This is a genomic window from Achromobacter kerstersii (assembly GCF_902859595.1).
Classification (GTDB): Bacteria; Pseudomonadota; Gammaproteobacteria; order Burkholderiales; family Burkholderiaceae_B; genus Achromobacter; species Achromobacter kerstersii.
In genome coordinates, this window is the sequence record NZ_CADIJQ010000006.1 from 123,691 (window position 1) to 149,161 (window position 25,471).

The following is a 25,471-nucleotide window of genomic DNA, read 5'->3' on the forward strand; positions in this document are numbered from 1 at the left end:
GTCAGGCCTCCACCCGCACCACGGATTTCACGAAGATGCCTTGCGTCATGACCTGCTCTGGCACGAACGTGCCCAACGGCACCACTTCGTCCACCTGCGCAATCGCGTGGCCCGCGGCCATGCACATCACCGGATTGAAGTTGCGCGCGGCGTGCCGGTACATCAGGTTGCCCCAGCGGTCGCCCAAGTGCGCACGGATCAGCGCGTAGTCGGCGCGCAGGGGGTGTTCCAGCACGTAGCCCACGCCGTCGATCACTTCCTGGCGGCGGCCCTCGGCCAGCTCGGTGCCATAGCCCGTGGGCGTGTAGAACGGGCCCAGGCCCGCGCCGGCCGCGCGCAGGCGTTCAGCCAAGGTGCCTTGCGGCACGCATTCCAGTTCGACTTCGCCCGCGCGGTAGGCGCGCGCAAAGGCGTCGGAATTGGGCGGACGCGGATGCGAGCAGATGATCTTTCTGACCTGCTTGCGAATCAGCAGCGCGGCGATGCCCCGTTCGAAGGTGCCCGCATTGTTCGAAATGATGGTGAGATCGCGCCGGCCCGATTCCGCCAGGCAATGCAAAAGCTCGTAAGGCACGCCCGCTTCGCCAAACCCGCCCACCAGCACGGACGCGCCATCGGGAATGACGGCAATGGCGTCGGCCATGGATGCTTGAATCTTGTCGATCACTTATTGCTCCTGCGCCAATCCGGCCGCGTCCACGATCTGTTTCCAGCGGGTGCGTTCCTGGTTGATGAAGGCCGTGAACTCGGCCGGCGTGTTGCCGCCTGCCCGCCCGCCCATGGCTTTGAAGCGGTCGGAGATATCGGGGCTCTGCACCACATCGCGCGTGGCGGCGTAGAGCTTGCCGACCACGTCTTCTGGCGTGCCAGCCGGGGCGATGAGCCCGAACCAGGCGGTCACCACCATGTCTTTCACGCCGGCTTCGGCCATGGTCGGCACGTCGGGCAATTCAGCCAGCCGCCGCTCGCTGGTGACGGCCAGCGCACGCAGCTTGCCCGACTGGATGTACGGCATGGAGCTGGGCAGGTTGTCGATCATGAAGGTGAACTGCTGGCCCAGCAGCGCGGCCACGGCGGGGCCGGCGCCCTTGTACGGGATATGCGTGCCGGCCACCCCCGCGCGTTGCTTGAAGAGTTCGCCCGACAGATGCGGCGATTGGCCGGCGCCGGAGCTTCCGAACGACACCTTGGACGGGTCCCGCCTGGACTGCGCCTGAAGGTCCGCCACCGAGCGCACGGGTGACGCTTCATTCACGACCAGCACGTTAGGCACCGAGATCACCAGCGTGACGGGTGCGAAGTCCGCGGGCTTGTAGGGCAGCGTCTTGTACAGCGCGTAGTTGATGGCGTTGGGGCCAATGTTGCCCATCAGCAGCGTGTAGCCGTCGGGCTTGGCGCGGGCCAGCGTTTGCGCGCCGATGATGCCGGCGGCCCCCGCGCGGTTCTCAACGATGACCTGCTGGCCAAGCTTGGCGCCCAGCTTGTCGGCAATCAGCCGCGCAGCGATGTCGGTGGTGCCGCCGGGTGCGGCGGGAATGATGAGGGTGATTGGCCGTTCAGGCCAGGCGGCGTGCGCGGGGCCCGCCAAGGCGAAGGCCATCGCGCCGGCAGCCAGCCAGCGATGCGAGTGCAACATGCTTGTCTCCCGACGTGATCATTGATTGATCAACTTGTGGGAGGAGTGTGTGCGCCGCGCTGGCAAATGCCTATTCTGCAATGTGGAGGTCAGGCTTCGCCTGAGCTGAACGCGCGTCGGCCCGCCCTTTCAACCGCCGCCTCTGCCCTCGCCTTACCCTGCGGCCCTTTCAACCGCCGCCTCTGCCCTCGCCTTACCCTGCGGCCCGTTCCCACCGGCGCTGGATGGCCTTGGCCGCGACCACGCCATCCGCCATCGACGTCACCACGCAAGGATGCATGCGGTGCGCCACTTCGCCCACGGCATAAATGTCGGGCACGCTGGTTTCGGCGGTAGCGAAGTCGGTGCGGATATAGCCGCGTTCGTCGCGGGCCAATTGCAGGCTGTCGGCGAAGGCGGCTTGCGGTTCCCAGCCGTAGAAGACCAGGATCAGATCGTATTGACGGCCATCCACGCTGCGGGTCGCGGGGTCGACGGTATAGGGGCCGATGCGCACGCCATCCCGCCCGGCGCGCGTCACCCATTGCTGCTGCGCGCGGACGCTGCGGGCGTACAGGTGCACGGCGCGCGCGCCGCGATTGCGCACGTAGACGTAATTCTCAAACGCGTTGTCGCCGCCGCCCAGCACGGCCACCGACAAACCGGAATAGTCCTGCGCGACGATGGGCGAACCCGGGCCGATCAGCACGCCGGGCCAATTGGCGCCCGGCGGGTGATCCGGCAGGCCTTTGGCGCGCACGCCCGAGGCGATCACCAAGGTGCGGCCGCGCACGGACGTTTCGCCATCCGGCCCGTGCAGCGTGGCCTGGATGCCGCCCTTGCAGGGCAAGACGCGGGTTACGCGGGTTTCCAGCCGCAGCGGCACATTGGCCGCGCGCACGCTGGTGTCGATATTGGCCGCCACCTGCTGGCCGGTCACGCCGGGCAAGACGGCGATCCAGTCGTCGGAAAACGGGTTGTCACTGCTTAAACCGCCCAGGCGGGCGCTGGCTTCCACCAATAATGGGGACAAACCAAGTCTGGCCAGCCAGAGCGCGCAGGAAGCGCCCGCCGGCCCGCCGCCTACAATGACCGCATCGTGCAACTGTTGCATTTCACCCCTTATTGACTGCGCCGGCGTCTCTCGGGCGCCCGGACATGGCCGAATTGTAGCCAGCGCGCCGCCCCCGATCCGCTGTCCCTTTACAATTCCGGCTGTCCCACCAGGTTTCCATCATGCCCACACGCCGCATCATCCTTTCCGGGCTTGCGCTCGACGCCCGCATCGGCATTCTCGAGCACGAGCGCCGCGCTACCCAGCCCCTGCATGTCGACGCCGAATTCGACGTGGATATCCAGCGCTCGGTCGACGACCACGATATCCACAGCGTGCTGGACTACCGCCGCCTGCGCGAAGCCATCGTTGAAGAATGCACGCAGGCGCATGTGAACCTGATCGAAACCCTGTCCGAACAAGTTGCCGCGCGCCTGCTGGCCGACTTCCAGGAAATCCGCTCGCTGCGCCTGCGCATCAGCAAGCCCATGGCCTTTTCCGACTGTGCGGCGGTGGGCGTGGAAATTCAGATCACGCGTTGACCATGAACGATATCGCTCCCCCTGGCATCCGCTTCCGCACGGAAGCAGAAGAAAAAGCCCGCCACGAAGGCAACAAGCTGACCAAGCGTCTGGCGCGCGAAACCACGCGCGCCCTGTCCGACTACAACATGATCGGAGAAGGCGACCGCGTCATGGTCTGCCTGTCGGGCGGCAAGGATTCCTATGCGATGCTGGACATCCTGCTCCAGCTGCAAAAGCGCGCGCCGTTCAAGTTTGAGCTGATCGCGGTCAACCTGGACCAGAAGCAGCCGGGCTTTCCCGACCATATCCTGCCCCAGTACCTGAAAGATCTGGGCGTGCCCTTCCACATCGAGACGCAGGACACGTATTCCATCGTGACCCGCGTGCTGGAAGAAGGCAAGACGATGTGCTCGCTCTGTTCGCGCTTGCGCCGCGGCATTCTGTACCGCGTCGCCTCTGAGCTGGGCGCCACCAAGATTGCGCTGGGCCACCACCGCGACGACATCCTGGCCACGTTCTTCCTGAACCTGTTCTACGGTGGCAAGGCCAAGGGCATGCCGCCCAAGCTCGTGTCCGACGACGGCCGCCACACGGTGATCCGCCCGCTGGCTTATGTGGCCGAAACGGACCTGATTGCGTATGCCGAACTGAAGCAATTCCCGATCATTCCGTGCAACCTCTGCGGCTCGCAGGAGAACCTGAAGCGCAAGGAAGTGGGCCGGATGATCAAGGATTGGGACAAGCAGCATCCGGGCCGTTCGTGGAATGTGTTCAATGCGCTGTCGCGCGTGGTGCCGTCGCATTTGATGGACCGCGACCTGTTCGACTTCGTGGGCTTAAAGCCCACCGGCGTGCCGGACGCCAATGGCGACACGGCGTTTGACGCGGTGGACCCGGATGACGACGCGGACGAAGCCTGCGGCGACACGCCCGAAGCGTTGGAGCCGGGTGCGATTGTTGAAAAGAAAGTGATGTTCACGCGTCAGTAAAAGGCCAGGCCCCGAGACAAAACTCGGAGAACAGGCCACGCAAGCAAGTCACGAGAAAGGGCCGCCCACAGCGGCCCTTCTCTTTTTCATGGCCAGAATTGATTCAAGGCCGCGGCAAGAACGACAGCACCGCGTCCACAAATTCTGCGGGCCGTTCAATGTTCGACAAGTGCACGGTGGGCATTTCCACCCACATCGCACCCGGCACCGTGGCGGCGATCAGTGCGCCATGGCTCGCGGCGGTGACCGTATCGTCGCGGCCGGCAATCACCAGCGTCGGGCGATTGATCAGGGCAATCGTGCGTCGCAAGTCTGCATCCCGAACTGCCGCGAAGGCGCCCGCAAGACCTTGGGGGTTCGTCGCCAGCAGCATGGTGCGGAAGTGATCAATGACCGGGCCGCCCGCTTTCAACATGGCTGCCGGAAACCAGTTCCCCAGAAACATCGCGGCGGTGTCCATCATGTCCGGCGCCTGCAAGGTCGCGGCGATGCGCGCGTCCCATTGTGGCGCGGGCCCCAGGTAGGAAGACGTGTTGGCCAGAATCAAATGGTCAATGCGCTCGGGCGCATGCACGCCCAGCCACTGGCCGATGAACCCGCCCAGCGACAGCCCCAGAAAATGCGCGCGGGCAATGCCCAATGCGTCGAGCAGCTCGATCACGTCGCGGCCCAGGCGGTCCATTGAATACGCGCCCGCCGGCACGCCGGATGCGCCATGGCCGCGCGTGTCGTAACGCAGCACCCGGAAGCGTTGGGACAGCGCGTCGATCTGGCCGTCCCACATGTGCAGCGTGGTGCCGATGGAATTCGATAACACCAGCACGGGCAGACGATCGCCGCCGTCAATCTGGTAGGCGATTCGGACGCCATCGCCGGTGGTGAACGTGGAGCGTGCTTGCATGAGGAATCCGCCTTGAGCGTTGAACATGATGCACAGCGTAGTTGCGGCGGATTGAAGAAGAAATTACAAAGTTCGCACAGTCTTTGTCGGAAAAGCAGACATGAGCGACTTCACCCTGCACGACCTCCAGTGCTTTGACGCCGTGGTGCGCCTGGGCGGATTCCAGGCGGCGGCGGCTGCACTGCACCGCTCGCATCCCGCCGTGTTCGCCTCGGTAGCCAAGCTGGAACGCCAACTGGACCTGACGCTGTTCGACCGCGGCGGCTACCGCGTGCGGCCCACGCCGGCAGGCAAATCGTTTCACCGGCACGCCCAAGGCTTGCTGCGCGAGCTGGACGCCTTGCGCACCCATGCCGCGCAATTGGCAATGGGTGAGGAAAGCGAGCTGCATGTGGTGATTGGCGATCTGTGTCCACGGCCGCAGATGCTGGGTCTGCTGAGCCGCTTCTTCGCGCAGTGTCCGGCCACGCGCCTGCACCTGCACTTCGAGGCGGTGGGCGGGCCGGTGGAACGCTTGCTGGACGGGGATGCCGACCTGATCCTGCACCGGGTGGATGGCGGCGAGTCCCGCATCGAGTGCCTGGATTTGCTGGCGGTGCCGTTCACGCCCGTCGTGGCGCCGGGCTTTCTGCCCGCGACGGCCCAGCAACCCATCACGCCGCGTTTGCTGCGCGACTACACGCAGTGCGTCATGCGCGACACCGCGCGCCACACGCCCGCGCGCAATTACTTCATGATCGAAGGCGCGCACCAATGCACGGTGGCGGATCAGCAGATGAAAAAAGAGGTCATCCTGCAAGGCATGGGCTGGGGCCACCTGCCGCGCTTTTTGATCGAGGATGAATTGCGCGATGGGCGGCTGCTGGACATCACCAGCCGCCATCTGCCAGGCAGCATCGAAGCGCTGGTGGCGGCGCGGCGCAGCGACCGGCCGCAAGGGCCGGTGCTGAATCGCTTATGGAAATATCTGGAGGAGGCCGTCGCGACCGGTGGAGCATTCGGCCCGGGTGGATGATGGGCCGTGTGATACCCCGGGGATAATACGCGCGGTGATGCGGGTGCGGGTCCGGGGTTCAAGCCCGGACTCCCCGCTACGCGTTCAGCACCCGAATCGGCTTGCCCGCCTGAAACGCCTTCACGGCGTCCAGCGCGTTCTGGTAGAACGCCTCGAAATTCTCGCGGCTGACATAGCCCAGGTGCGGCGTCAGAATCACGTTGTCCAGATCGCGCACGGTGTCGGTGGGCGACAGCGGCTCTTCGGGATAGACGTCCAGGCCGGCGCCCGCGATGCGGAATTTGACCAGTGCGTCCATCAGCGCTTCGTGGTCCACCAGGCCGGCGCGCGATGTGTTCACCAGATAGGCCGTCGGCTTCATCGCGGCAAGCGCCGCCGCGTCCACCACGTGGCGGCTGCGGTCAGACAGAATCAGGTGCAGGCTGACCACGTCGGACGTGGCAAAGAGTTCATGCTTGTCGACCCGCTTCACGCCCGCCGCTTCGGCGCGTTCGTCGGTCAGGTTGGGGCTCCAGGCCACGACATCCATGCCGAACGCCTGCCCCACCTTGGCGACGGCAGCGCCCAGCTTGCCCAGGCCCAACACACCCAGCCGCTTGCCAGCCAGCGGCTCGGGCATGGCGGTTTGCCACATGCCGCGACGCATCGCCGCGTCTTCGGTGGTCAGATGCTTGAACAGGCCCAGGATGTGCGCCCACGCCAGTTCGGCGGTGGCGGTATTGGCGTCGGCGCTGCCGGGTGCGCCGCACACGACGATGCCCTGCTCGGTGCAGGCGGCCATGTCGATGGCGTTGTTGCGCATGCCGGTCGTGATCAACAGGCGCAGCTTGGGCAGCGCGCGGATGCGCTCGGCGGGGAACGACGTACGTTCCCGCATCGCCACGATCACGTCAAAAGATTCGAGCGTGACGTCGACCTGTTCGGCCGGAATGAAGTTGTTGAAGATCTGCACCTCGGCGTCACCGCCCAGCGAGGTCCAATCTGCATAGCGCCGGGCTACGTCGTGGTAATCGTCGAGTATTGCGATTTTCAAGTCATGTCTCCGGGTGGCGAGGCGCCTGCCGCGCCAGCCACCCGGCCGGCGCGCGAGGCGCCGGTCAGTTCAAACGGGCTTTGAGTTGGTCCAGCGGGATGGCGCCGCTGACGCGCGAACCATCGGCAAAGAACAGGGTGGGCGTGCCGCGCACCATCAGTTGCTGGCCCAGGGCAAGCAGCTTGTCTTCGGGCACGTCGCAGCTGGCGGTAGCCGGCTTCTTGCCGCGCACCATCCAGTCGTCCCAGGCTTTGCCCTGGTCCTTGGCGCACCAGACGTCACGCACCTTCGTCTTGGAATCCGGCGACAGAATCGGGTACATGAAGGTGTACACGGTGACGTTGTCCAGCTCTTCCATCGTGTGGCGCAATTGCTTGCAGTAGCCGCAGTTGGGGTCTTCGAAGATCGCAACCTTCTTCGCGCCATTGCCCTTGACCTGCTTGATGGCAAGTTCCAGCGGCAACTGGTCGAACGTGACGGCGCTGAGCTTTTCCTGGGATTCACGGGTGACGTCGCGGCGGGTCATCGCGTCTATCAACGGACCTTCCATGACCCAGGTAACCTTTTCGTCCGTATAGATCAGGTCCATGCCCAACTGGACTTCGAACAGGCCATAGGGCGTTTGGCGCACGGTGGTGACGTCCATGCCGGTGAAGCGCTGCTGGAAACGTTCCTTCACGGCCTCCGCCACGGGGTCGATCTGCGTGGTGGACACGCTTTTTTCGCCCTTGCCCGGCTGTCCGACGGACTGCGTGGAGACGGCCTTGTCACCCTTGGCGGGCGCTTGCGCGTGGGCGGTGGCGGTCAGTCCCAGGCCACCGGCCAGGAAACATGCCGCCAGCGTGGCGGAGATGCGGAAGTTCATTTGTACTCCTGTACTTATCGTGTTCTTTGGTGGGAAGCGTAACGCATCCGGGCGGGGGGCTGAGCCGGGATGGTTTTGAGAGAGAGGGGTGCAGTGTCTGTCAGACGTCTGCCCGCCCTCAAGGTTCCAAAAGGATTTCTCAAACCCGGACTTCTCAAACCAGGATGCCTCCAACCGGAATTTCTACACCCCGATGTCTCAAACCGGCATCCGTCCCCGTCAGTTGGCCGATGCCCCCGCGATCAGGCGGCGCTTGATCAGCGGGGCCTTTTCCACCCAGTGCATGCCGGCGTTACGCAGCCACACCAGCGGGGTCGCGTGCGAGGCGAACAGCTTGTGCAGGCCGTCGGTTGCCAGGCGCATGGCCAGCACCGGTTCGGCGCGCGCGCGCTGGTACCGATGCAGCACGCGCAAGTCGCCCGCCGTGCGGTAAGGCTCGCGGCCCGCCACCGTGCGGGCCAGCGCTTCGACGTCGCCCAGCCCCAGGTTCAAGCCCTGGCCGGCCAGCGGATGCAGCCGGTGCGCGGCGTCGCCCGCCAGCGCGATCCCGGGCGCAACCATCTGCGCACGTTCAAGCGTCAAGGGAAAACCATGCAACTTGCTGCGCACCTTCAGGCGGCCCAACCGGCCCTCGGCCGCTTGGGCCAACAAGGTTTCAAGCCGGGCGGCCTGTTCTTCCGGCGGCAACGCCAGCAGCGCCTGGGCCGGTTCATTGCGCATGGACCACACCATCGACACCTGCGGGCCGTCCGCCGTATCGGGCAGCGGCAGCAAAGCCAGCACGCCGTCGTCGCGGAACCATTGGATGGCCGTGCCATGGTGGGCGCGCTCGGCGTCCAAATGCACGACCAAGCCCGTGTCCTCGTAGGACACGGCGTCATGTTTCATGCCGGCCGCCGTGCGCAGCGGCGAGGCCGCGCCATCAGCGCCCACGAACAATTCAGCCTGGATGCGTGCACCGCTTTCGGTATCGATCTCGCCATCCCGGTAGCCCGTGCAGCGGTCTTCCAGCCAGGGGATTCCAAACATCCGCACGGCCTGGATCAGCACGCGCTCGATCTCGCCGGACTCCACAATCCAGGCCAGCTGCGGCAGCGCCGCCTGCCAGGCGTTCAGGTTGACCTGCCCGTCGGCGTCGCCATGGATTTCCATGGCCTCGACCGGCATCAACCGGCCCGAGGGCATGGCGTCCCAGACGCCCAGGTCAGCCAGAAAACGCTGGCTGGCGGGCGAAATGGCGTAGACACGCGGGTGGTAGCGGTTGGGGTCGGCGGCGGGCACGGCCGTGCGCGGCGCCAGGACGGCCACGCGCTGGCCGCGCCGGGCCAGCGCCAGGGCCGTAGACAGGCCGACGATGCCGGCCCCGCAAACAACAATTTGATGGCTCATCGTGCCGAGGGCTCCCCAGCTTGCTTGGGCCACAGCACCCACATCTGGCCCCGTTGTTTCATGCGGCCCGCCTGCTGGCCGGCTTCTTCGCCGTAACCCCAGTAGAAGTCGGCGCGCGCCGCGCCCCGGATGGCCGTGCCCGTGTCCTGCGCAAACACCAGGCGTTGCAGCGGCCGGTCAGACGCCGGGAACGTGGTGGCCAAATACACCGGCGTACCCAGCGGCACGAAGGTGGCGTCGACCGCAATCGAGCGCTTGGGCGCCAGCGGAATCGCGTACGCGCCCTTGGGCCCTTGTTCGGGGTCAATCACCGGCTCTTCGCGGAAGAAAACCACCGCCGGGTTGGCGTTCAGCATTTCCGGCACGCGCTTGGGATTGCGCTGCGCCCAGGCGCGAATGTTCTGCATGGACGCCTGGTCGGCAGTCAGCTCGCCGCGGTCGATCAGCCAGCGGCCGATCGATACATAAGGCTGGCCGTTGTGGTCGGCATAGGCCACGCGGATGGTCTTGCCCGTGTCGGGCCCGTCGGTCAGCTGGACGCGGCCCGACCCCTGCACTTGCAGGAAGAAGTTATCCACCGGGTCGTCCACCCAGACCACCACGGGCGGGCGGCGGCCAGACGATTCGATGGCGGCGCGGGTGTCGTAAGGCACCACACGTTTGCCTTCGAGCTTGCCGCGCACGCGCTTGCCAGCCAGGTCCGGGTACACCGCGCCCAGGTCGATCGTCAGCAGATCCGCCGGCACCGCGTACAGCGGCCATTGATAGTTGCCGCCCTGGCGGCGCGATCCGCGCACCAGCGGTTCGTAGTATCCGGTGACCGTGTTGGTGGCCGGTTTGCCGTCTGCGGCGTTCAGGCGCCACGGTTGCAGATAGGTTTGCAGAAAGCGGCGCACGCCTTCGGCATCGCCTGCCGCCGGCGCCCGGGACGGGTCGATGGCGGCGGCGCACACCGGCTGCCACGCGCGCGGGGTGGCGCGGGCGGGTGCGGCCAGGTTGCCGCTGGTGGGCCGCATCAGCCCACGGCAATTGCGCAGGAACAGCGGCCAGAACTGGGTCAGGTCGTCGGTGCTCCAGCCGGGCATTTCAGACCAGGTGCCGGCCTTGAATTTGCCGGCCAGGGCGCGCGGCGGGGTATCGGGCAAGGCCGACAGCGACGGCACCACCAAGGGGCCGTCAGCCGCCGGGGTACGCACGCCGGGGGTGCCGGGCGCGCCAGATTCAGGGGGGACTTCCGAGGGCGTGGAACATGCCGCCAGCAGAATCGGCAGCAGGGACAGGCTAAGAATGCGCTTCATGAGCAATTGGAAAAACGGGCGACGGGCCGGGCCATTCAATGCAGGGTGCGAGGCATGGCCAGGACGAATTCGGAGATCGGCACTTCGAACGGAATGCCGTTCTCGCCGACGCAGTGGTACGTGCCGCGCATCGTGCCCACCGGGGTGGGCAAGGGACAGCCGCTGGTGTATTCGAAGGTCTCGCCGGGCGCCAGCAACGGTTGCTGGCCAACAATGCCCAGCCCGCGCACTTCTTGCACGCGCTGGTTGCCGTCGGTGATGACCCAGTGCCGGCTGATCACCTGGGCGGGGTGTTCCCCCGTATTGGTGATGCGCACGGTATAGGCAAACACGAATTGCTGTTCGCCGGGATCGGACTGTTCAGGCACGAAGCGCGGAGTGACAGAGACGCTAAGGTCGTAAGGTTTCACAGTCCTTCCCTGTGTGGCTGCTGGACGCGGGGGCCGAAGCGCGGCGCCTGAGCGTTTTGAAGACGCAGTTTTCGGCCCGCGGAACCGGGTCTTTCCCGAACCCGCGCCCCAAACTGCAATAATGGCACATTATGCCCTCCCCGATCCCGAACATCATGTCATCCTCCACGGCCTCCACTCGCATCACCCCCAGCATCCTGTCGGCTGACTTCGCCCGCCTGGGCGAGGAAGTCCGCAACGTCGTCGCCGCAGGCGCCGACTGGATTCACGTGGACGTGATGGACAACCACTATGTCCCCAACCTGACCATCGGCCCGATGGTGTGCGCGGCGATCCGCCCCCACGTCGAAGTGCCGATCGACGTGCACTTGATGGTTGAACCGGTGGACGACCTGGTTCCGATGTTCGCCAAGGCCGGCGCCGACTACATCAGCTTCCATCCGGACGCCAGCCGCCACGTGGACCGCACGCTGTCGCTCATCCGCGAAAACGGCTGTAAGGCCGGCCTGGTCTTCAACCCCGCCACGCCGCTGTCCTACCTGGACTACGTCATGGACAAGATCGACCTGATCCTGATCATGTCGGTGAACCCGGGCTTTGGCGGCCAGAGCTTCATTCCCGGCGCATTGACCAAGCTGCGCGAAGCGCGCGCCCGCATCGACGCCTGGACGCAGGCCGGCGGCCAGGAAATCATGCTGCAAGTGGATGGCGGCGTCAAAATCGACAACATCGCCGAGATCCGTCGCGCGGGCGCCGACACCTTCGTGGCCGGCTCCGCCATTTTCGGCAAGCCCGACTACGCCGGCATCATCAAATCAATGCGCGAACAGATCGCCATCGGCGAAACCACCGCCGTTTAATCAGGAATCGACATGACCGCTTTTCGCGCCGCGCTGCTGGACCTGGACGGCACCCTGCTCGACTCCATTCCCGACCTGGCCTTCGCCGCCAACGCCATGCGCGTGGAACTTGGCATGACCGCGCTGCGCGAAGACGTGGTGGCCACCTTCGTGGGCAAGGGCGTGGACAACCTGGTGCGCCGCAGTCTGGCGGGCAGCCTGGACGCCGCCGACCCGTCGGCAGAAGATTTCGCCCGCGCCCGCGAGGCCTTTTACCGCCACTACCACCTGGTCAACGGCGAACGCGCGCAGGTCTACCCCGGTGTGCTTGATGGCTTAAAGCACATGCGCGACCAGGGCCTGAAGCTGGCCGTCGTCACTAACAAGCCCACCGAATTCACGCTGCCGCTGCTGCAACGCACCGGCCTGGCGGGCTTTTTCGACGCGGTCGTCTGCGGCGACACCTGCGAGCGCCGCAAGCCCGACCCCGACCAGGTGCTGCACGCCTGCGAGCTGCTGGGCGTGGCCGTGACCGAAGCCGTCACCATCGGCGACTCGATCAACGACGCCCAGGCCGGGCGCACGGCCGGCACGCAGGTGCTGGTGGTGCCTTACGGCTACAACGAAGGCCGTGACGTGTGCGAGCTGGATGTCGATGGTATAGTGGACACGCTTGTGAACGCCGCTCAGTGGGTAGCGCTCTGGAACCAAAACCAGAACGCCGCAAAAATCGCTTCCTGATTTCCCCCCTGAATCGGTGTCGGCAACCCGAACACCTGAATACACACACCCGGATCAATGAACGCTTACCCCCAGAACCAAATGCTCGGCGCCTCGTGGCGCTGGTGGCGTTTGTCTTCCGGGTGGCGATGATCCCTCCCGGCCCTGGACGCGTATGCCGCCTAGTGCCGTAGCTGTGTAAACACAGAGCCAAGCCCGGAACCAGTTACCTGGACCGGGCTTTTTTGTTGTGCGCCCGGTCTGAAAGCAAATCAAAAATCGCTTACGAGACCCGCCATGACCGAAATCGAATTCAAAGCCCTCGCCGCCCAAGGCTACAACCGCATCCCGCTGGTGGCCGAAACCTATGCCGACCTGGACACGCCGCTGGGCATCTACCTGAAGCTGGCGCATGCAGGCCCCTTGGCTGGCCGCATGACCTGCCTGATGGAATCGGTGGTGGGCGGCGAACGCTTCGGCCGCTACTCCTTCATCGGCCTGCCCGCCCGCACGGTCATCCGCGCCAGCGGCACGCTGACGGAAGTGCTGCACGACGGCCAGGTCGTGGAAACGCACGAAGGCGACCCGCTGGCCTTCATCGAGCAGTACCAAAGCCGCTTCAAGGTGGCGCTGCGCCCCGGCATGCCGCGCTTTTGCGGCGGTCTGGCCGGCTACTTCGGCTACGATACCGTGCGCCACATCGAGCCCTGCCTGGGTCCGGCCGTGAAGCCCTTCCCGGCCGGCATGGACGGCGGCACGCCCGACCTGATGCTGATGCACGTGGACGAACTGGTCATCGTCGACAACCTGGCCGGCCGTATCTACCTGATGGTCTATGCCGACCCCAGCCAGCCCGAGTCCTACAGCCGCTCGCAGCAGCGACTGCATGATCTGCGTGCCCGCCTGCGACGCCCCGTGGAAATTCCGTACAGCCACGCCAGCATGCAGACCGAAGAGCGTCGCGATTTCAAGAAAGAAGACTATCTGGCGGCTGTGCTGCGCGCCAAGGAACACATCGCCGCTGGCGACCTGATGCAAGTCCAGATCGGCCAGGTCATCGCCAAGCCTTTCCGTGATTCCCCGCTGTCCCTCTACCGCGCGCTGCGGTCGCTGAACCCCTCCCCCTATATGTACTTCTGGAACTTCGGTGACTTCCAGGTGGTGGGCGCGTCGCCCGAGATCCTGGTGCGCCAGGAACGTGTGGTGGACAACGGCGTGCCGAAGTCGCAGATCACCATCCGCCCGCTGGCCGGCACCCGCAAGCGCGGCGCCACGCCCGAGGAAGATGCGGCGCTTGCCGCCGAACTGAAGGCCGACCCCAAGGAAGTGGCCGAACACGTGATGCTGATCGACCTGGCGCGCAACGACGTGGGCCGGGTAGCCGAAGTGGGCTCGGTGAAGGTCAGCGACACCATGGTCATCGAACGCTATTCGCACGTGATGCACCTGGTGTCCAACGTGACCGGCAACCTGAACCCGGGCATGAGCAGCATGGACGTGCTGCGCGCGTCGTTCCCGGCGGGCACGCTGACGGGCGCGCCCAAGGTTGAAGCCATGAAGATCATCGACGAACTCGAACCCGTGCGCCGCGGCATTTACGGCGGTGCGGCCGGCTACCTGAGCTACGGCGGCGAAATGGACGTGGCCATCGCCATCCGCACCGGCGTCATCAAGGACGGCACGCTGTACGTGCAAGCCGCCGCCGGCATCGTGGCTGATTCGAACCCCGAAGCCGAATACGCCGAAACCGAAGCCAAGGCCCGCGCTGTGCTGCGCGCCGCCGAGCAGGTGCAGCACGGCCTGGACGAACCCATCTGATTCCGGCCACGGCCAAAACGAACCCTGCCCGCACGGAGAAAAAAATGCTGTTGATGATCGATAACTACGACTCTTTTACCTACAACCTGGTCCAGTACTTTGGCGAACTGGGCGAAGACGTGCGCGTGGCGCGCAACGACCAGATCACGCTGGAAGAGATTGCCGCCCTGAACCCGGACCGCATCTGCGTGTCGCCCGGCCCGTGCTCGCCGGCTGAAGCCGGGATCTCGGTTGCCGCCATTCAGGCCTTTGCCGGCAAGAAGCCCATTCTGGGCGTATGCCTGGGCCATCAGGCCATCGGCGCGGCTTACGGCGGCGACATCGTGCGCGCTCAGCAGATCATGCACGGCAAGACCGTGCGCATCTCGCACACCGGCACCGATATCTTCACGGACCTGCCCACGCCGTACACGGTGATCCGTTACAACTCGCTGACGATCGACCCCGCCACCCTGCCCGACTGCCTGGCCGTGACGGCCACGGCGCCCGACGGCGACATCATGGGCGTGCGTCACAAGACGCTGCCCTTGTACGGAGTACAGTTTCATCCGGAGTCGGTGCTCAGCGAGCACGGCCACGCCCTGCTGCGCAATTTTCTGAACCTCGCCTAAGACAAGAAGGACGCATCGTGACCATTTCCCCCACCGAAGCCCTGACGCGCTGCATTGAACACCGCGAAATTTTCCACGACGAAATGCTGCATCTGATGCGCATGCTGATGCGCGGCGAGATGACGCCGCAGATCGCCAGCGCGCTGCTGATGGGCCTGCGCGTCAAGAAGGAAACCATCGGCGAGATCACCGCGGCCGCCCAGGTCATGCGAGAGTTCGCCACCCCTGTCGTCACCCCCAACCCCGAAGACCTGCTGGACATGTGCGGCACGGGCGGCGACGGCAGCCACACGTTCAACATTTCCACCACCGCCATGTTCGTGGCGGCGGCGGCCGGCGTGCCGATCGCCAAGCACGGCAACCGCAGCGCGTCGTCCTCCAGCGGCAGCGCCGATGTGCTGGAAGCGCTGGGCGCCAACCTTGTGCTGACGCCGGAAGAAGTCGCCGAGTGCATCCAGACCACCGGCATCGGCTTCATGTTCGCCCCCGCCCACCACGGCGCGATGAAGAACGTGGCCGCCGTGCGCAAGGAACTGGCCGTGCGCACCATCTTCAACATCCTGGGGCCGCTCACCAACCCGGCCGGCGCCGGCAACCAGCTGATGGGCGTGTTCCACCCCGACCTCGTCGGCATCCAGGTGCGCGTGCTGGAACGGCTGGGATCGCGCCATGTGCTGGTCGTGCACGGCAAGGACGGCATGGACGAAGCGTCGCTGGGCGGGGCCACGCTGGTCGGTGAATTGAAAGATGGTCAAATACGGGAATATGAAATCCACCCCGAGGACTACGGGCTATCCATGATGTCCAATCGGTCTATCAAGGTGTCCAATCGCGAGCAGTCACGCGAACTTGTCATCGAGGCGCTGGAAAATGTCGAGGGCACCGCCCGAGACATCGTCGCCCTGAACGCAGGTCTCGCCATCTACGCCGGCAATAAAGCCGATTCCATTCCCGAAGCCTTAGCGCTAGCATTTGAAATGATTGCCACCGGTGCGGCGCGAGCCAAGCTGGAAGAATTCTGCGCAACCACCCGGAAATTCCTGAAATGAACGATATTCTCGCGAAGATCCTCGCCGTCAAGGTTGAGGAAGTCGCCGCCGCTCGCCAGATGCGCAGCGAAGCCGAAGTCTTGCGCGAAGCGCAGGCGCGGCAGGACGTGCGTGGCTTCGCCCAAGCCATCGAAGACAAGATCTCGCAGGGCAAAGCCGGCGTCATCGCCGAAATCAAGAAAGCATCGCCGTCCAAAGGCGTGCTGCGCGAGACCTTCGCCCCCGCCGACATCGCGTCGACGTACGCGGTGCACGGCGCGGCCTGCCTGTCGGTACTGACCGACGTGCAATTCTTCCAGGGTTCACACGACCACCTGCGCCAGGCGCGCGCCGCCTGCTCGTTGCCGGTGCTGCGCAAGGACTTCGTGATCGATCAGTACCAGATCATCGCCGCGCGCGCGATGGGCGCCGACTGCGTGCTGCTGATCGTGGCCGCCCTCACGCCCGCACAACTGCGTGACTACGAAACGCTGGCGATGGAACTGGGCATGGACGTGCTGGTGGAAGTGCATGACGCCCGCGAGCTCGACGTGGCGCTGACCATGAAGACGCCGCTCTTGGGCATCAACAACCGCAACCTGCGCACCTTCGAGACCAGCCTGAAGAACACGCTGGACCTGCTGCCCAACATCCCGGCAGGCAAGCGCGTCGTGACCGAAAGCGGCATTCTCAAGCCGGAAGACGTCAAGCTCATGCGCGACCACAAGGTCAACGCATTCCTGGTGGGCGAAGCATTCATGCGCGCCAAAGACCCGGGCGCCGAACTCGCACGCCTGGTCGGCTAACGCCGCTTACCCAGGCTATCGCGCGCGCGGCAAACCCAACGCCGCCGCGCGCCGGTACACGGTGCTGCGGTGCACACCCAGCGCCCGCGCCGCTCTGCTGACATTGCCGCCATGCGCGGCCAGTGCGCCGCGAACGGCGGCATCCGTCATCGATTGCAGATCTGCCGTACCGCCTTCGGGCGGCGCGGCGGCGCTGGCATGCGCGTTATTCGTCACGGGCCGCAGTTCGGCGGGCAGCATGTCTGCATCGACCACGCCCGACGGCCCCGCCAACACATGCAAGGTGCGCAGCACGGCCACCAGCTGCCGGTAATTGCCCGGCCACGGGTACGCAGCCAGCAGCGCTTCGATGGGCGGCGGCAACACCGGCCCAGCGCCTTGCGCTGCCCAGAGCGCCCGCAGCAACTCCAGACGGTCGGCGCGCGTGCGCAACGGCTCCAGCGTGACGGTGTATTCGGCGATACGGAAATACAGGTCGGGGCGCACCGGCGCATCGGCGCCTTCGTGGGCCAGCGGACGGTGCGTGGCGCACACCAGCGCAAAATCCACCGGCACCGGCCGCGCTGCGCCCAGTGGCGACACCTCTCGCGTCTGCAACACGCGTAGCAGCCGTGATTGCAGCATCAGCGGCATGTCGCCGATCTCATCCAGGAACAGCACGCCGCCGTGCGCCTGCCGCAGCAAACCCTTGCTGCCTTGACGCCGCGCCCCCGTGAACGCGCCATCTTCATAGCCGAACAATTCGGATTCGATCAGGCTTTCGGGCAAGGCGGCGCAGTTCACCGCCACGAACGGGCCGGCCGCCCGCTTGCCGCGCGCATGCAATTGGCGCGCGAAGACCTCTTTGCCCACGCCCGTTTCGCCTTGCAGCAAAATGGACACGCCCGCGTCTGACAGGTGCACGGCGCGCGCCAGTGCGCCGAGTGTGGCGGCGTCGAAACTGGGCACGGCCGGGCGCGTGGCATCGGCGCTTGGCAAGGCCGGCGCCACCGGCTGCGGCGGACGCGAACGCGGCAAGCGCAGCCGCGCGTGATAGCTCGTGCCGGTGCGTGTATGCACGCGGCCCGCGGCATCGGGGCAACGTTCCAGTGCGCCATCGAAAACATCGCTGTAGCGGTACACCCCCAACGCCGTTGCCGCCAGCCCCAGCGCCTGCAAGGCGCGGCGGTTGGCGCCGATCAGCACATCGCCCTGAAACGCCAGCAGGCCTTCGCCCGGCGCGCCCAGGCCGGAATGGTGGTCGTGCAGCCGCAGCACGGCATGGTGGTCATAGGCTTGTTCGAACAAGCGGTGTTCGATCAGATCAACCGCGGCGCGCACCAGCTCCAGGACGTCAGGGCGGATATCGCGCGCCTGGCTGGATAAATCCAGCACGCCGAGCGTGCGGCCTTCGCTATCGGTAATGGGCACCGCGGCGCAGGTCAGGATGCGATTGGGTTCGAAGTAATGTTCCGCGCCATGCACGGTGATGGGCCGGCCTTCGACCAGCGCGGTGCCGATGGCGTTGGTGCCTGCGGCAGCTTCGTCCCACGGTGCTCCGGGCATCAGCGCCACGCGCGACGCGCGGCTGGCGAACCCCGCATCGCCGTCGCTATCCAGCACCAGCCCTTGGGCGTCAGACAGAATCACCAGGTTGCCGCTGCCGCCCGCCTCGCGGCGCAGGTACGACATGGCGGGTTCGGACAGCCGGCGCAACGCTTCATTGCGCTGCTGGGCTTCGCGCAGTTCGCCTTGCGTCATGAGTTCGGCGCGGCGCACACCCCGCATGTCGAAGCCCAGATCAGCACAACGCCGCCAGGATCGCAGGATGGGTTCCGCGACGATGCCGCCCGGCACCGCCCCCTGCTGGTTGAACAGCAGGCGCGCTTGCGTCAGCGCGTGCTGACGGGAGTGAGTGGCCATGCGTGTCTCCTAGGACAGGCGTTCTGCGACACCTGTTCCGCGACAATGTCGCAAAAAACGGCACTGGATGTTGCCCGCGCCGAGTCCGTTGCGCGGGTTGGTCAACTTTCGCACGCCGGGGCGCGCGCTGTCCAGCGGGGAAGCCCGCACATTGGCATGGTCCTTGCTTGGTAAGGGATAGGCAGCCGACTGCCGCTATCCCAACAATATCGGAGACAAGTATGGACATCGCGACCCGCATCACCCCGGACTCGTATGGCACCCGTCTGGACCTGAAAACGCAGTACGACAATTTCATTGATGGAAAGTGGCAGAAGCCGGCAGACGGTGAGTACTTCGATAACGTCACCCCGGTCACGGGCCAGGTGCTGAGCCGCAACGCGCGCTCGAAGGAACGCGACATCGACCTGGCGCTGGACGCCGCGCATCGTGCCGCGCCGAAATGGGGTGCGACCCCGGCCGCCGAACGCGCGCGCATGCTGATGCAGATTGCCGACGTGATGGAAGCCAACCTGGAACGCCTGGCCACCGCCGAAACCTGGGACAACGGCAAACCCATCCGCGAAGCCCGCGCCGCCGACATCCCGCTGGCCATCGACCACTTCCGCTATTTCGCCTCGTGCATCCGCAGCCAGGAAGGCGGCCTGTCGGAAATCGACAGCGACACCGTGGCCTATCACTTCAACGAACCGCTGGGCGTGGTCGGCCAGATCATCCCGTGGAACTTCCCCATCCTGATGGCCGCGTGGAAACTCGCGCCGGCATTGGCCGCGGGCAATTGCGTGGTGCTCAAGCCCGCCGAGCAAACCCCGCTGGGCATCCTGCTGCTGATGGAGCTGATTGGCGACATCCTGCCCCCGGGCGTTCTGAACGTGGTGACGGGCTTTGGCCTGGAAGCCGGCAAGCCGCTGGCCTCAAGCAAGCGCATCGCCAAGATCGCGTTCACCGGCGAAACCACCACCGGCCGGCTGATCATGCAGTACGCGTCGCAGAACATCATCCCCGTCACGCTGGAGCTGGGCGGCAAGTCGCCCAACATCTTCTTCGCCGACGTGGCCGCGCAAGACGACGACTTCCTGGACAAGGCCATCGAGGGCTTCGTGATGTTCGCGCTGAACCAAGGCGAAGTGTGCACGTGCCCCAGCCGCGCCCTGATCCAGGAATCGCTCTACGACAAGTTCATGGAACGCGCGCTCAAGCGTGTGGCCGAAATCAAGCAGGGCAACCCGCTGGACGGCGACACCATGCTGGGCGCACAGGCGTCCACCGAGCAGCTGGAAAAAATCCTGTCGTACCTGGACATCGGCAAGCAGGAAGGCGCCGACGTGCTGGCCGGCGGCTCGCGCGCGCAGATGCAAGGCGCGCTGGAAGGCGGCTATTACGTGCAGCCCACCGTCTTCAAGGGCCACAACAAGATGCGCGTGTTCCAGGAGGAAATTTTCGGGCCGGTCGTGGCCGTGACGACGTTCAAGGACGCCGATGACGCGCTGGCGCTGGCGAACGACACGCTCTATGGCCTGGGCGCCGGCGTGTGGTCGCGTGACGCCAACACGTGCTACCGGATGGGACGCGCCATCAAGGCCGGACGCGTGTGGACCAACTGCTATCACGCGTATCCGGCGCATGCGGCCTTTGGCGGCTACAAGCAATCGGGCATCGGACGCGAGAATCACAAGATGATGCTCAACCACTATCAGCAGACGAAGAACCTGCTGGTGAGCTATTCGCCGAAGAAGCTGGGTTTCTTCTGATCGCGCATCCTGCACCTGCCGCAATCCGCGCGCCGGGCCTTCGGGCCTGGCGCGCGGGCAAGGCACGCGGAGGCGGAGGCGGAAGCGGAAGCGGAAGCGGAAGCCGACGCCGACGCCGAAGCGGAATCGAAGTGCATCGGAACACACGCCAGACAGGAGTCACAACATGGCAGAACCCACGCCACGCGTCGTCGCCACCGACGAAGCGCGCCGACTGATCGACACGCTGCGCACGAAGCACGGCCCGCTGATGTTTCACCAATCGGGCGGATGCTGCGACGGCAGCTCGCCCATGTGCTATGCGCTGGGCGAATTCATGGTGGGCGGATCGGACGTGCTGCTGGGCGAACTGGAGGGCTGCCCGTTCTACATGGGCGAAGACCAGTTCGCGTATTGGGAGCACACCCAGCTCATCATCGACGCCGTGCCGGGGCGCGGCGGCGCATTCTCACTGGACAGCGCGGAAGGCAAACGCTTCCTGCTGCGGTCGCGCTTGTACTCCGATGAGGAATGGGCGCAAGTGGCGCCCGTGACGAAGGGGTGAATCAACCGCCCTTGCCGCGATGGGCGCCGGGGCGCCCCTTTACATGCGGCCCCTTTGCATGCGGCATCGTCGGCTGCGGCATCGCCGGCTGCAAATCGGCCTGCGCTGCCTGCTCCCACTGAAACGACACCCGCCGAATGCGGGCGGCGCGGAACTGCGTGAACGAGCGGCCGCCCGGCATGGGCGCGCCACGATAAGCACTGCTGGCATTCTTCATTTTCGAGCCCACTCCAAGGCGTCTTCCAGGCGGTCATTGCCCCAAAACATTTCATCGCCGACAAAGAACGTCGGCGCGCCGAACAGGCCCAGATTGCGCGCCCGGTCCACCTGGCGGCGCAGCGCCTCCTTGGCGGCTTCAGTCTTGGCGCGTTCGATCAGCATGTCGGCGTCCAGCGACAGATCCTTCAACACCTGATGCACGACATCTTCGGCCTGGATGTCCAGGTCGTGCTGGAAATTGGCGCGAAACACCGCCACGCAAAAGTCCCGGCCCCACGGTTCGTCCTGGCCCAGCAGCGCAATGCGCGCGGGCAGCACGCTCATGCGCGGGAACAGGCGCGGCCGGTTGTACGTCACGCCGTACTTGTCGGCCAGACGGGCGATGTCGCGCATCATGTACGCGCCCTTGCCCGGAAACAGGCGAAACGGCGAATCATTCCACCCCTGCGCCTGGAAGATCGGACCCAGCAGAAAGGGGCGCAGATCGACCACGACGCCCGCCGCTTCAGCCAATGCACCGACCCGCTCAATGGCCAGATAGCTGTAGGGGCTGGCGAAATCGAACCACATCTGCATGCGGGGCGAGTCAGGCGAAGGCGCGGTCATCGGGAAGGCTCCGGCGGGAATGGGGCGCGAAAGGTAGGGGCGAACGACACGAACGGCAGAGGCGAACGGCAGGGACAAGCGGTTATGGCAGGCGGCAAGGGCAGGCGGTAAGGCCAAGCGCCCGTCGCAGGCTTCTATTGAACGCCGTCGGCGTACTATTGCTCAAGCGACATTTCCGCCCGATACGCATGAGTTTTACGAATGTCATATCCGCTGGCCAAACTCCCGCCCCTTGATCTGGTCCGAGGCTTCGTCGCCGTGGGCCGCCGCATGAGCATCACCCTTGCCGCGCAGGATCTGCATGTGACGCAGTCTGCCGTCAGCCGCCAGATCCGGGCGCTGGAAGCGCATCTGGGCGTGCCGCTGCTGGTGCGCGGATTTCGCAGCGTGTCGTTTACGTCTGAAGGCGCGCAGCTGTTTCGCATGGCCGACGTCTGGCTAAGCCAGCTGGGCGACTTGACCGAACAACTGCGCGCGCCCGAGCGCCGCACGCCCGTTACCGTCACCACAACCATCGGCGTGGCCTCGCTGTGGCTGCTGCCTCGGCTGGGCGCGTTCCAGGCGGCGCATCCGCATATCGACGTGCGTGTGGCGGCCGACAACCGCCTGATCGATATCGACCGCGAAAGCGTGGACATCGCCATCCGCTACAGCTTGCGAGCCATGGTTCCAGACGCCGCGGCCTGGATGTTCGGCGAATCGGTCGTGCCAGTGGCGCATCCGTCGCTGGACGCCCGCGAGCTAGACGCGCGAGAACTGCAACGCCATGTTTTGCTGGAATTCGATGACCCGACGCGGCCCTGGCTGCAATGGTCGGAATGGCTGAACGCGCGCGGGCTGAACCGGGCGCGCGCCAAAGGCATGCTGCGCTTTAACCAATACGACCAGATCGTGCTGGCGGCGCTGGCCGGCCACGGCATCGCCCTGGGCCGGGTGGCGCTGATTGCGCCCATGCTGGCTGATGGCCGGTTGCACGCGGTAGGCGGACAGGCGGCCCTGGCCACTGAACACGCGTACTGGCTGGTGCGCAATGCGCGGCGCAGCACACCCGACGCCGATGTGGTCGCGCAGTGGCTGATGGAGCAAGCTGCGGCCACCGAGCGCGATCTGCGTGATGAATCTGCGTTGAATAAAGGGGCCTCAGACGCTGCCGCCCCGAGGCCCTACGGCCCCTGATTCTGCGGTTCCCCTGAATCAGGCCCACCGGTACACGGCACTCACAAAGCTATACAAACCTTTGTACATTTCCGGTGCGCCTCAAGTACAGTTCGCGCTGCATGGCGAACAGCGGCCATAACCCGAACCACGATCACCGCTGATTGCTCCAGCCATTCCGGCGCCCCTTCCCGGTGCTGTCCCTGATATTGGGGCCGGAGTTTCTTGCATGCATCCCTTCCCTTGAAGGCCCCCGAGACTGGGGCCAAGGGCGTTTTGTCGCCGTTATCGGCGTTTTTGCTTAGCCCACCCCATTGATGCAGATGAAGCGTTTACGTCTCACCGACGCGTGGCAAGACTGGTTTCTGAATGTTCAGCGCGCCTTCCTGCTGATCCTGGCGCCCTGGCTGGTCAGCGTGCTGGCGCAGTTCATTGGCCGCAGCTATCTGCTGGTGAAGTACGCCCCCTCAGCCACCTATACGACGCTGCCGCAAGATGTTGGCCGCACCCTGGGAATCGGGCTGCTGTTTGACATCAAAGTGGCCAGCATCGTGTTCTCGGCCTTGCTGGCGATGGCGATGCTGGCGGCGGGCAGCCGGCCGCTGTATGCGCGTTGGCTGCGGCTGGCGCCGGGGGTCGGCGCGGGCCTGGCCGCCCTGTTTGCCGCATCCACTGTCGTAAGCGTCTGCTACTTCGCCACGTTCTCGCGGTCCATCGACATCTTCGTGTTCGGCATGGTCGACGACGACACGCGCGCCATTCTGATGACGCTGTGGCACGGCTACCCCGTGGTGCAGGCGGGCCTGCTGCTCTCGGCCGTGCTGGCCTGCACCTGGTGGCTGGGGTCGCGCTGGCGGCGCAACGTGATGCGCATTTCCTTGCGCCGCCGGGGGCTGCTGCCGACGGTGCTGCAACTGCTGCTCATCCTGGCCATCACCGTACTGGCGTGCCGCGGGTCGGTGGGGCGGTTTCCGCTGAACCGGGACGACACCAGCATTTCCAACATGCGCTTTTTGAACGCCATTGCGCCCAACGGCATCTCCGCGTTTTTCTGGGCGCTGGGCGAACGCGGCAACGACAAGCGCTTTCTGCCGGTCACGGCGGCTGAAGGCGAAGCGCTGTACGCGCGCTTTCTTGGGGCGCCGGGAACGCCTGACCTGCAACCGTTCATGGCCGTCACCGGCGCGCACCCCGCCGCGCAGGCGCGGCCCCCGCACGTGGTGCTGCAAGTCATGGAAAGCATGGGCCATCACCTGAACACCTACGATCAGCCGGGGCGGGATCTGCTGGGCGCGCTGCGCCCGCACTGGGAACAGGACTGGCGCTTTGACCGTTTCCTGTCGGAAGGCAATGGCACGATTGATTCGCTGTCCCGTCTGCTGGTGCGCAGCCCGGTGCCAGCCATCGGCCAATCGTCAGCCGCCGACGACACCTTCGCCAGCAACGCCTTCACGCCGTATCTGGCGCGCGGATACCGCGTGCTGTTCGTGACGTCAGGCGCCGCCACCTGGCGCAACCTGGGCACCTTCGCCACGCACTTGGGCGCGCACGAATTCATCGACCAGCAGACGTTGCGCGCCAAGTATCCCGAGGCCGAAGCCGGCACCTGGGGCGTGCCCGACGAATACATGTTCCGCTACATCGAAAGCCGCCTGGCCGACGCCGACCGCGACGGCACGCCGCTGTTCATCATCGCGCTGTCCACGACCCACCACCCGCCCTTCATCACGCCCAAAGGCGCCCCACGCGGCGGCCTGGCGCTGAACGATGTGACGCGCCTGCCGTACTTCAAATCCTGGGATTCGGCAGAAGACGTCTTTGACACGCTGCGCTACGCCAACGACCAGTTGGGCCGCTTCCTGACTCGCGTCAAGGCATCGCCCAGCGGCGCCCGCACCATCGTTGCAGCAACGGGCGACCACAACCTGCTTGGCCTGCATTACCCGGACGAGCGCGACGCCGCGCTGGCCCGCGCCGTGCCGTTCTACCTGTACGTGCCGCAGGAGTACCGCAGCCGCGCCGTGTTTGACCCGGCCCGCGTGGGCAGCCACAAAGACATCATGCCCACGCTGTATCAGCTGAGCCTGCCCGGCACGCCCTACTTTCGCAGCGGCTGCGATATGTTGGCGGCGCAGCCGGACCCGGTCTGGTGTTTTGGCATCAATGACCCGAACGTCACGATCACGCAAGACGGCGCTTACCGGCGCAACCAGCCGGGCAAGATTCTGCCCTGGGCCAACGCAACGGGCCTGGCGCTAGACAGCGAACAGGCCACCACGCCGGCGCAGCGCGAAGAACAGGCGCGGCTGGCCGCCTACCCCAAGCTGATGCTCTGGCAGATCAACCACCAGGTGCAATCGCAAGCGCGGCACTGAGGCG

Annotated in this window: 25 protein-coding genes; 13 read left to right on the plus strand and 12 right to left on the minus strand. The window is 65.5% G+C overall.

What is annotated here, in order from left to right; all coding sequences use genetic code 11:
- Nucleotide 1: 1 nt before the first annotated feature.
- The 3 genes from HV765_RS18530 to HV765_RS18540 form a co-directional block, all read right to left on the minus strand.
- Nucleotides 2-667 carry a 3-oxoacid CoA-transferase subunit A gene (locus HV765_RS18530; protein WP_054421211.1) on the minus strand — a complete coding sequence of 222 codons (666 nt, stop codon included), beginning with the start codon at nt 665-667 and terminating at the stop codon, nt 2-4.
- Nucleotides 668-1,636, minus strand: a complete 969-nt coding sequence (locus tag HV765_RS18535) for a Bug family tripartite tricarboxylate transporter substrate binding protein (protein ID WP_175170573.1) — start codon at nt 1,634-1,636, stop codon at nt 668-670. It lies immediately after the preceding gene.
- Nucleotides 1,637-1,829: 193 nt separating this feature from the next.
- The gene (locus tag HV765_RS18540; protein ID WP_054421209.1) at nt 1,830-2,729 is read right to left on the minus strand and encodes an NAD(P)/FAD-dependent oxidoreductase; all 900 of its coding nucleotides are present in this window, start codon (nt 2,727-2,729) and stop codon (nt 1,830-1,832) included.
- 122 nt (nt 2,730-2,851) lie between these two features.
- Here HV765_RS18540 and folB point away from each other — a divergent pair, with 122 nt between their 5' ends.
- A complete protein-coding gene (folB, locus tag HV765_RS18545; protein ID WP_006217044.1) occupies nt 2,852-3,211 on the plus strand; it encodes a dihydroneopterin aldolase in 360 nt (119 codons plus the stop codon).
- Nucleotides 3,212-3,213: 2 nt separating this feature from the next.
- Entirely contained in the window at nt 3,214-4,182 is a 969-nt protein-coding gene (gene ttcA / locus HV765_RS18550) for a tRNA 2-thiocytidine(32) synthetase TtcA (RefSeq protein ID WP_175170574.1), read from the plus strand.
- Nucleotides 4,183-4,285: 103 nt separating this feature from the next.
- Here the strand turns inward: ttcA and HV765_RS18555 are convergent, their stop codons facing one another.
- On the minus strand, nt 4,286-5,083 hold the full coding sequence (locus HV765_RS18555) for an alpha/beta fold hydrolase (RefSeq protein WP_175170575.1): 798 nt from the start codon (nt 5,081-5,083) through the stop codon (nt 4,286-4,288).
- 100 nt (nt 5,084-5,183) lie between these two features.
- On the opposite strand from HV765_RS18555, the gene HV765_RS18560 reads away from it, so the two are divergent.
- Nucleotides 5,184-6,098 (plus strand): LysR family transcriptional regulator, encoded by a 915-nt coding sequence (locus tag HV765_RS18560; protein WP_175170576.1) that lies wholly within the window; start codon nt 5,184-5,186, stop codon nt 6,096-6,098.
- Between the two features lie 76 nt (nt 6,099-6,174).
- Here HV765_RS18560 and HV765_RS18565 read toward each other — a convergent pair whose 3' ends face one another.
- From HV765_RS18565 to apaG, 5 genes are all read right to left on the minus strand, one after another.
- Nucleotides 6,175-7,131: a D-2-hydroxyacid dehydrogenase family protein gene (locus HV765_RS18565; protein ID WP_175170577.1), complete on the minus strand. Its 957-nt coding sequence runs from the start codon at nt 7,129-7,131 to the stop codon at nt 6,175-6,177.
- Between the two features lie 64 nt (nt 7,132-7,195).
- Nucleotides 7,196-7,996 carry a DsbC family protein gene (locus HV765_RS18570; protein WP_054421204.1) on the minus strand — a complete coding sequence of 267 codons (801 nt, stop codon included), beginning with the start codon at nt 7,994-7,996 and terminating at the stop codon, nt 7,196-7,198.
- Between the two features lie 219 nt (nt 7,997-8,215).
- Nucleotides 8,216-9,385, minus strand: a complete 1,170-nt coding sequence (locus tag HV765_RS18575) for a UbiH/UbiF family hydroxylase (protein WP_054421203.1) — start codon at nt 9,383-9,385, stop codon at nt 8,216-8,218.
- A complete protein-coding gene (mltA, locus tag HV765_RS18580; RefSeq protein WP_054421202.1) occupies nt 9,382-10,683 on the minus strand; it encodes a murein transglycosylase A in 1,302 nt (433 codons plus the stop codon). The genes HV765_RS18575 and mltA overlap by 4 nt, the downstream gene beginning before the upstream one ends.
- 35 nt (nt 10,684-10,718) lie before the next feature.
- Nucleotides 10,719-11,093, minus strand: a complete 375-nt coding sequence (gene apaG, locus HV765_RS18585) for a Co2+/Mg2+ efflux protein ApaG (protein WP_006227296.1) — start codon at nt 11,091-11,093, stop codon at nt 10,719-10,721.
- A gap of 131 nt (nt 11,094-11,224) precedes the next feature.
- Between apaG and rpe the strand changes: the two genes are divergently transcribed.
- From rpe to trpC, 6 genes are all read left to right on the plus strand, one after another.
- Entirely contained in the window at nt 11,225-11,953 is a 729-nt protein-coding gene (rpe, locus tag HV765_RS18590; protein ID WP_054421201.1) for a ribulose-phosphate 3-epimerase, read from the plus strand.
- A gap of 12 nt (nt 11,954-11,965) precedes the next feature.
- Nucleotides 11,966-12,673, plus strand: a complete 708-nt coding sequence (locus tag HV765_RS18595; protein ID WP_175170578.1) for a phosphoglycolate phosphatase — start codon at nt 11,966-11,968, stop codon at nt 12,671-12,673.
- Between the two features lie 276 nt (nt 12,674-12,949).
- Nucleotides 12,950-14,470, plus strand: coding sequence for an anthranilate synthase component I (gene trpE / locus HV765_RS18600; RefSeq protein ID WP_054421199.1), 1,521 nt, complete (start codon nt 12,950-12,952; stop codon nt 14,468-14,470).
- 44 nt (nt 14,471-14,514) lie between these two features.
- The gene (locus tag HV765_RS18605; RefSeq protein ID WP_054421198.1) at nt 14,515-15,081 is read left to right on the plus strand and encodes an aminodeoxychorismate/anthranilate synthase component II; all 567 of its coding nucleotides are present in this window, start codon (nt 14,515-14,517) and stop codon (nt 15,079-15,081) included.
- 17 nt (nt 15,082-15,098) lie between these two features.
- Nucleotides 15,099-16,130, plus strand: a complete 1,032-nt coding sequence (gene trpD, locus HV765_RS18610) for an anthranilate phosphoribosyltransferase (protein ID WP_054421197.1) — start codon at nt 15,099-15,101, stop codon at nt 16,128-16,130.
- Nucleotides 16,127-16,915, plus strand: a complete 789-nt coding sequence (trpC, locus tag HV765_RS18615) for an indole-3-glycerol phosphate synthase TrpC (protein WP_054421196.1) — start codon at nt 16,127-16,129, stop codon at nt 16,913-16,915. The genes trpD and trpC overlap by 4 nt, the downstream gene beginning before the upstream one ends.
- 15 nt (nt 16,916-16,930) lie before the next feature.
- Here the strand turns inward: trpC and HV765_RS18620 are convergent, their stop codons facing one another.
- The gene (locus tag HV765_RS18620) at nt 16,931-18,817 is read right to left on the minus strand and encodes a sigma-54-dependent Fis family transcriptional regulator (protein ID WP_175170579.1); all 1,887 of its coding nucleotides are present in this window, start codon (nt 18,815-18,817) and stop codon (nt 16,931-16,933) included.
- Between the two features lie 221 nt (nt 18,818-19,038).
- Between HV765_RS18620 and adh the strand changes: the two genes are divergently transcribed.
- Together adh and HV765_RS18630 are read left to right on the plus strand one after the other, a co-directional pair.
- Complete coding sequence (adh, locus tag HV765_RS18625) at nt 19,039-20,568, plus strand: aldehyde dehydrogenase (RefSeq protein ID WP_054421194.1); 1,530 nt, start codon at nt 19,039-19,041, stop codon at nt 20,566-20,568.
- Nucleotides 20,569-20,734: 166 nt separating this feature from the next.
- Nucleotides 20,735-21,112, plus strand: a complete 378-nt coding sequence (locus HV765_RS18630) for a DUF779 domain-containing protein (protein ID WP_175170580.1) — start codon at nt 20,735-20,737, stop codon at nt 21,110-21,112.
- A 1-nt stretch (nt 21,113) separates the two neighbouring features.
- Here the strand turns inward: HV765_RS18630 and HV765_RS18635 are convergent, their stop codons facing one another.
- On the minus strand, nt 21,114-21,329 hold the full coding sequence (locus tag HV765_RS18635) for a hypothetical protein (RefSeq protein WP_175170526.1): 216 nt from the start codon (nt 21,327-21,329) through the stop codon (nt 21,114-21,116).
- Entirely contained in the window at nt 21,326-21,937 is a 612-nt protein-coding gene (locus tag HV765_RS18640) for a 2-hydroxychromene-2-carboxylate isomerase (RefSeq protein ID WP_054421191.1), read from the minus strand. Before HV765_RS18640 ends, HV765_RS18635 begins: the two co-directional genes overlap by 4 nt.
- A 201-nt stretch (nt 21,938-22,138) precedes the next feature.
- On the opposite strand from HV765_RS18640, the gene HV765_RS18645 reads away from it, so the two are divergent.
- Together HV765_RS18645 and HV765_RS18650 are read left to right on the plus strand one after the other, a co-directional pair.
- Complete coding sequence (locus HV765_RS18645; RefSeq protein WP_054421190.1) at nt 22,139-23,113, plus strand: LysR substrate-binding domain-containing protein; 975 nt, start codon at nt 22,139-22,141, stop codon at nt 23,111-23,113.
- Between the two features lie 302 nt (nt 23,114-23,415).
- On the plus strand, nt 23,416-25,467 hold the full coding sequence (locus HV765_RS18650) for an LTA synthase family protein (protein WP_175170581.1): 2,052 nt from the start codon (nt 23,416-23,418) through the stop codon (nt 25,465-25,467).
- Nucleotides 25,468-25,471: the final 4 nt, after the last annotated feature.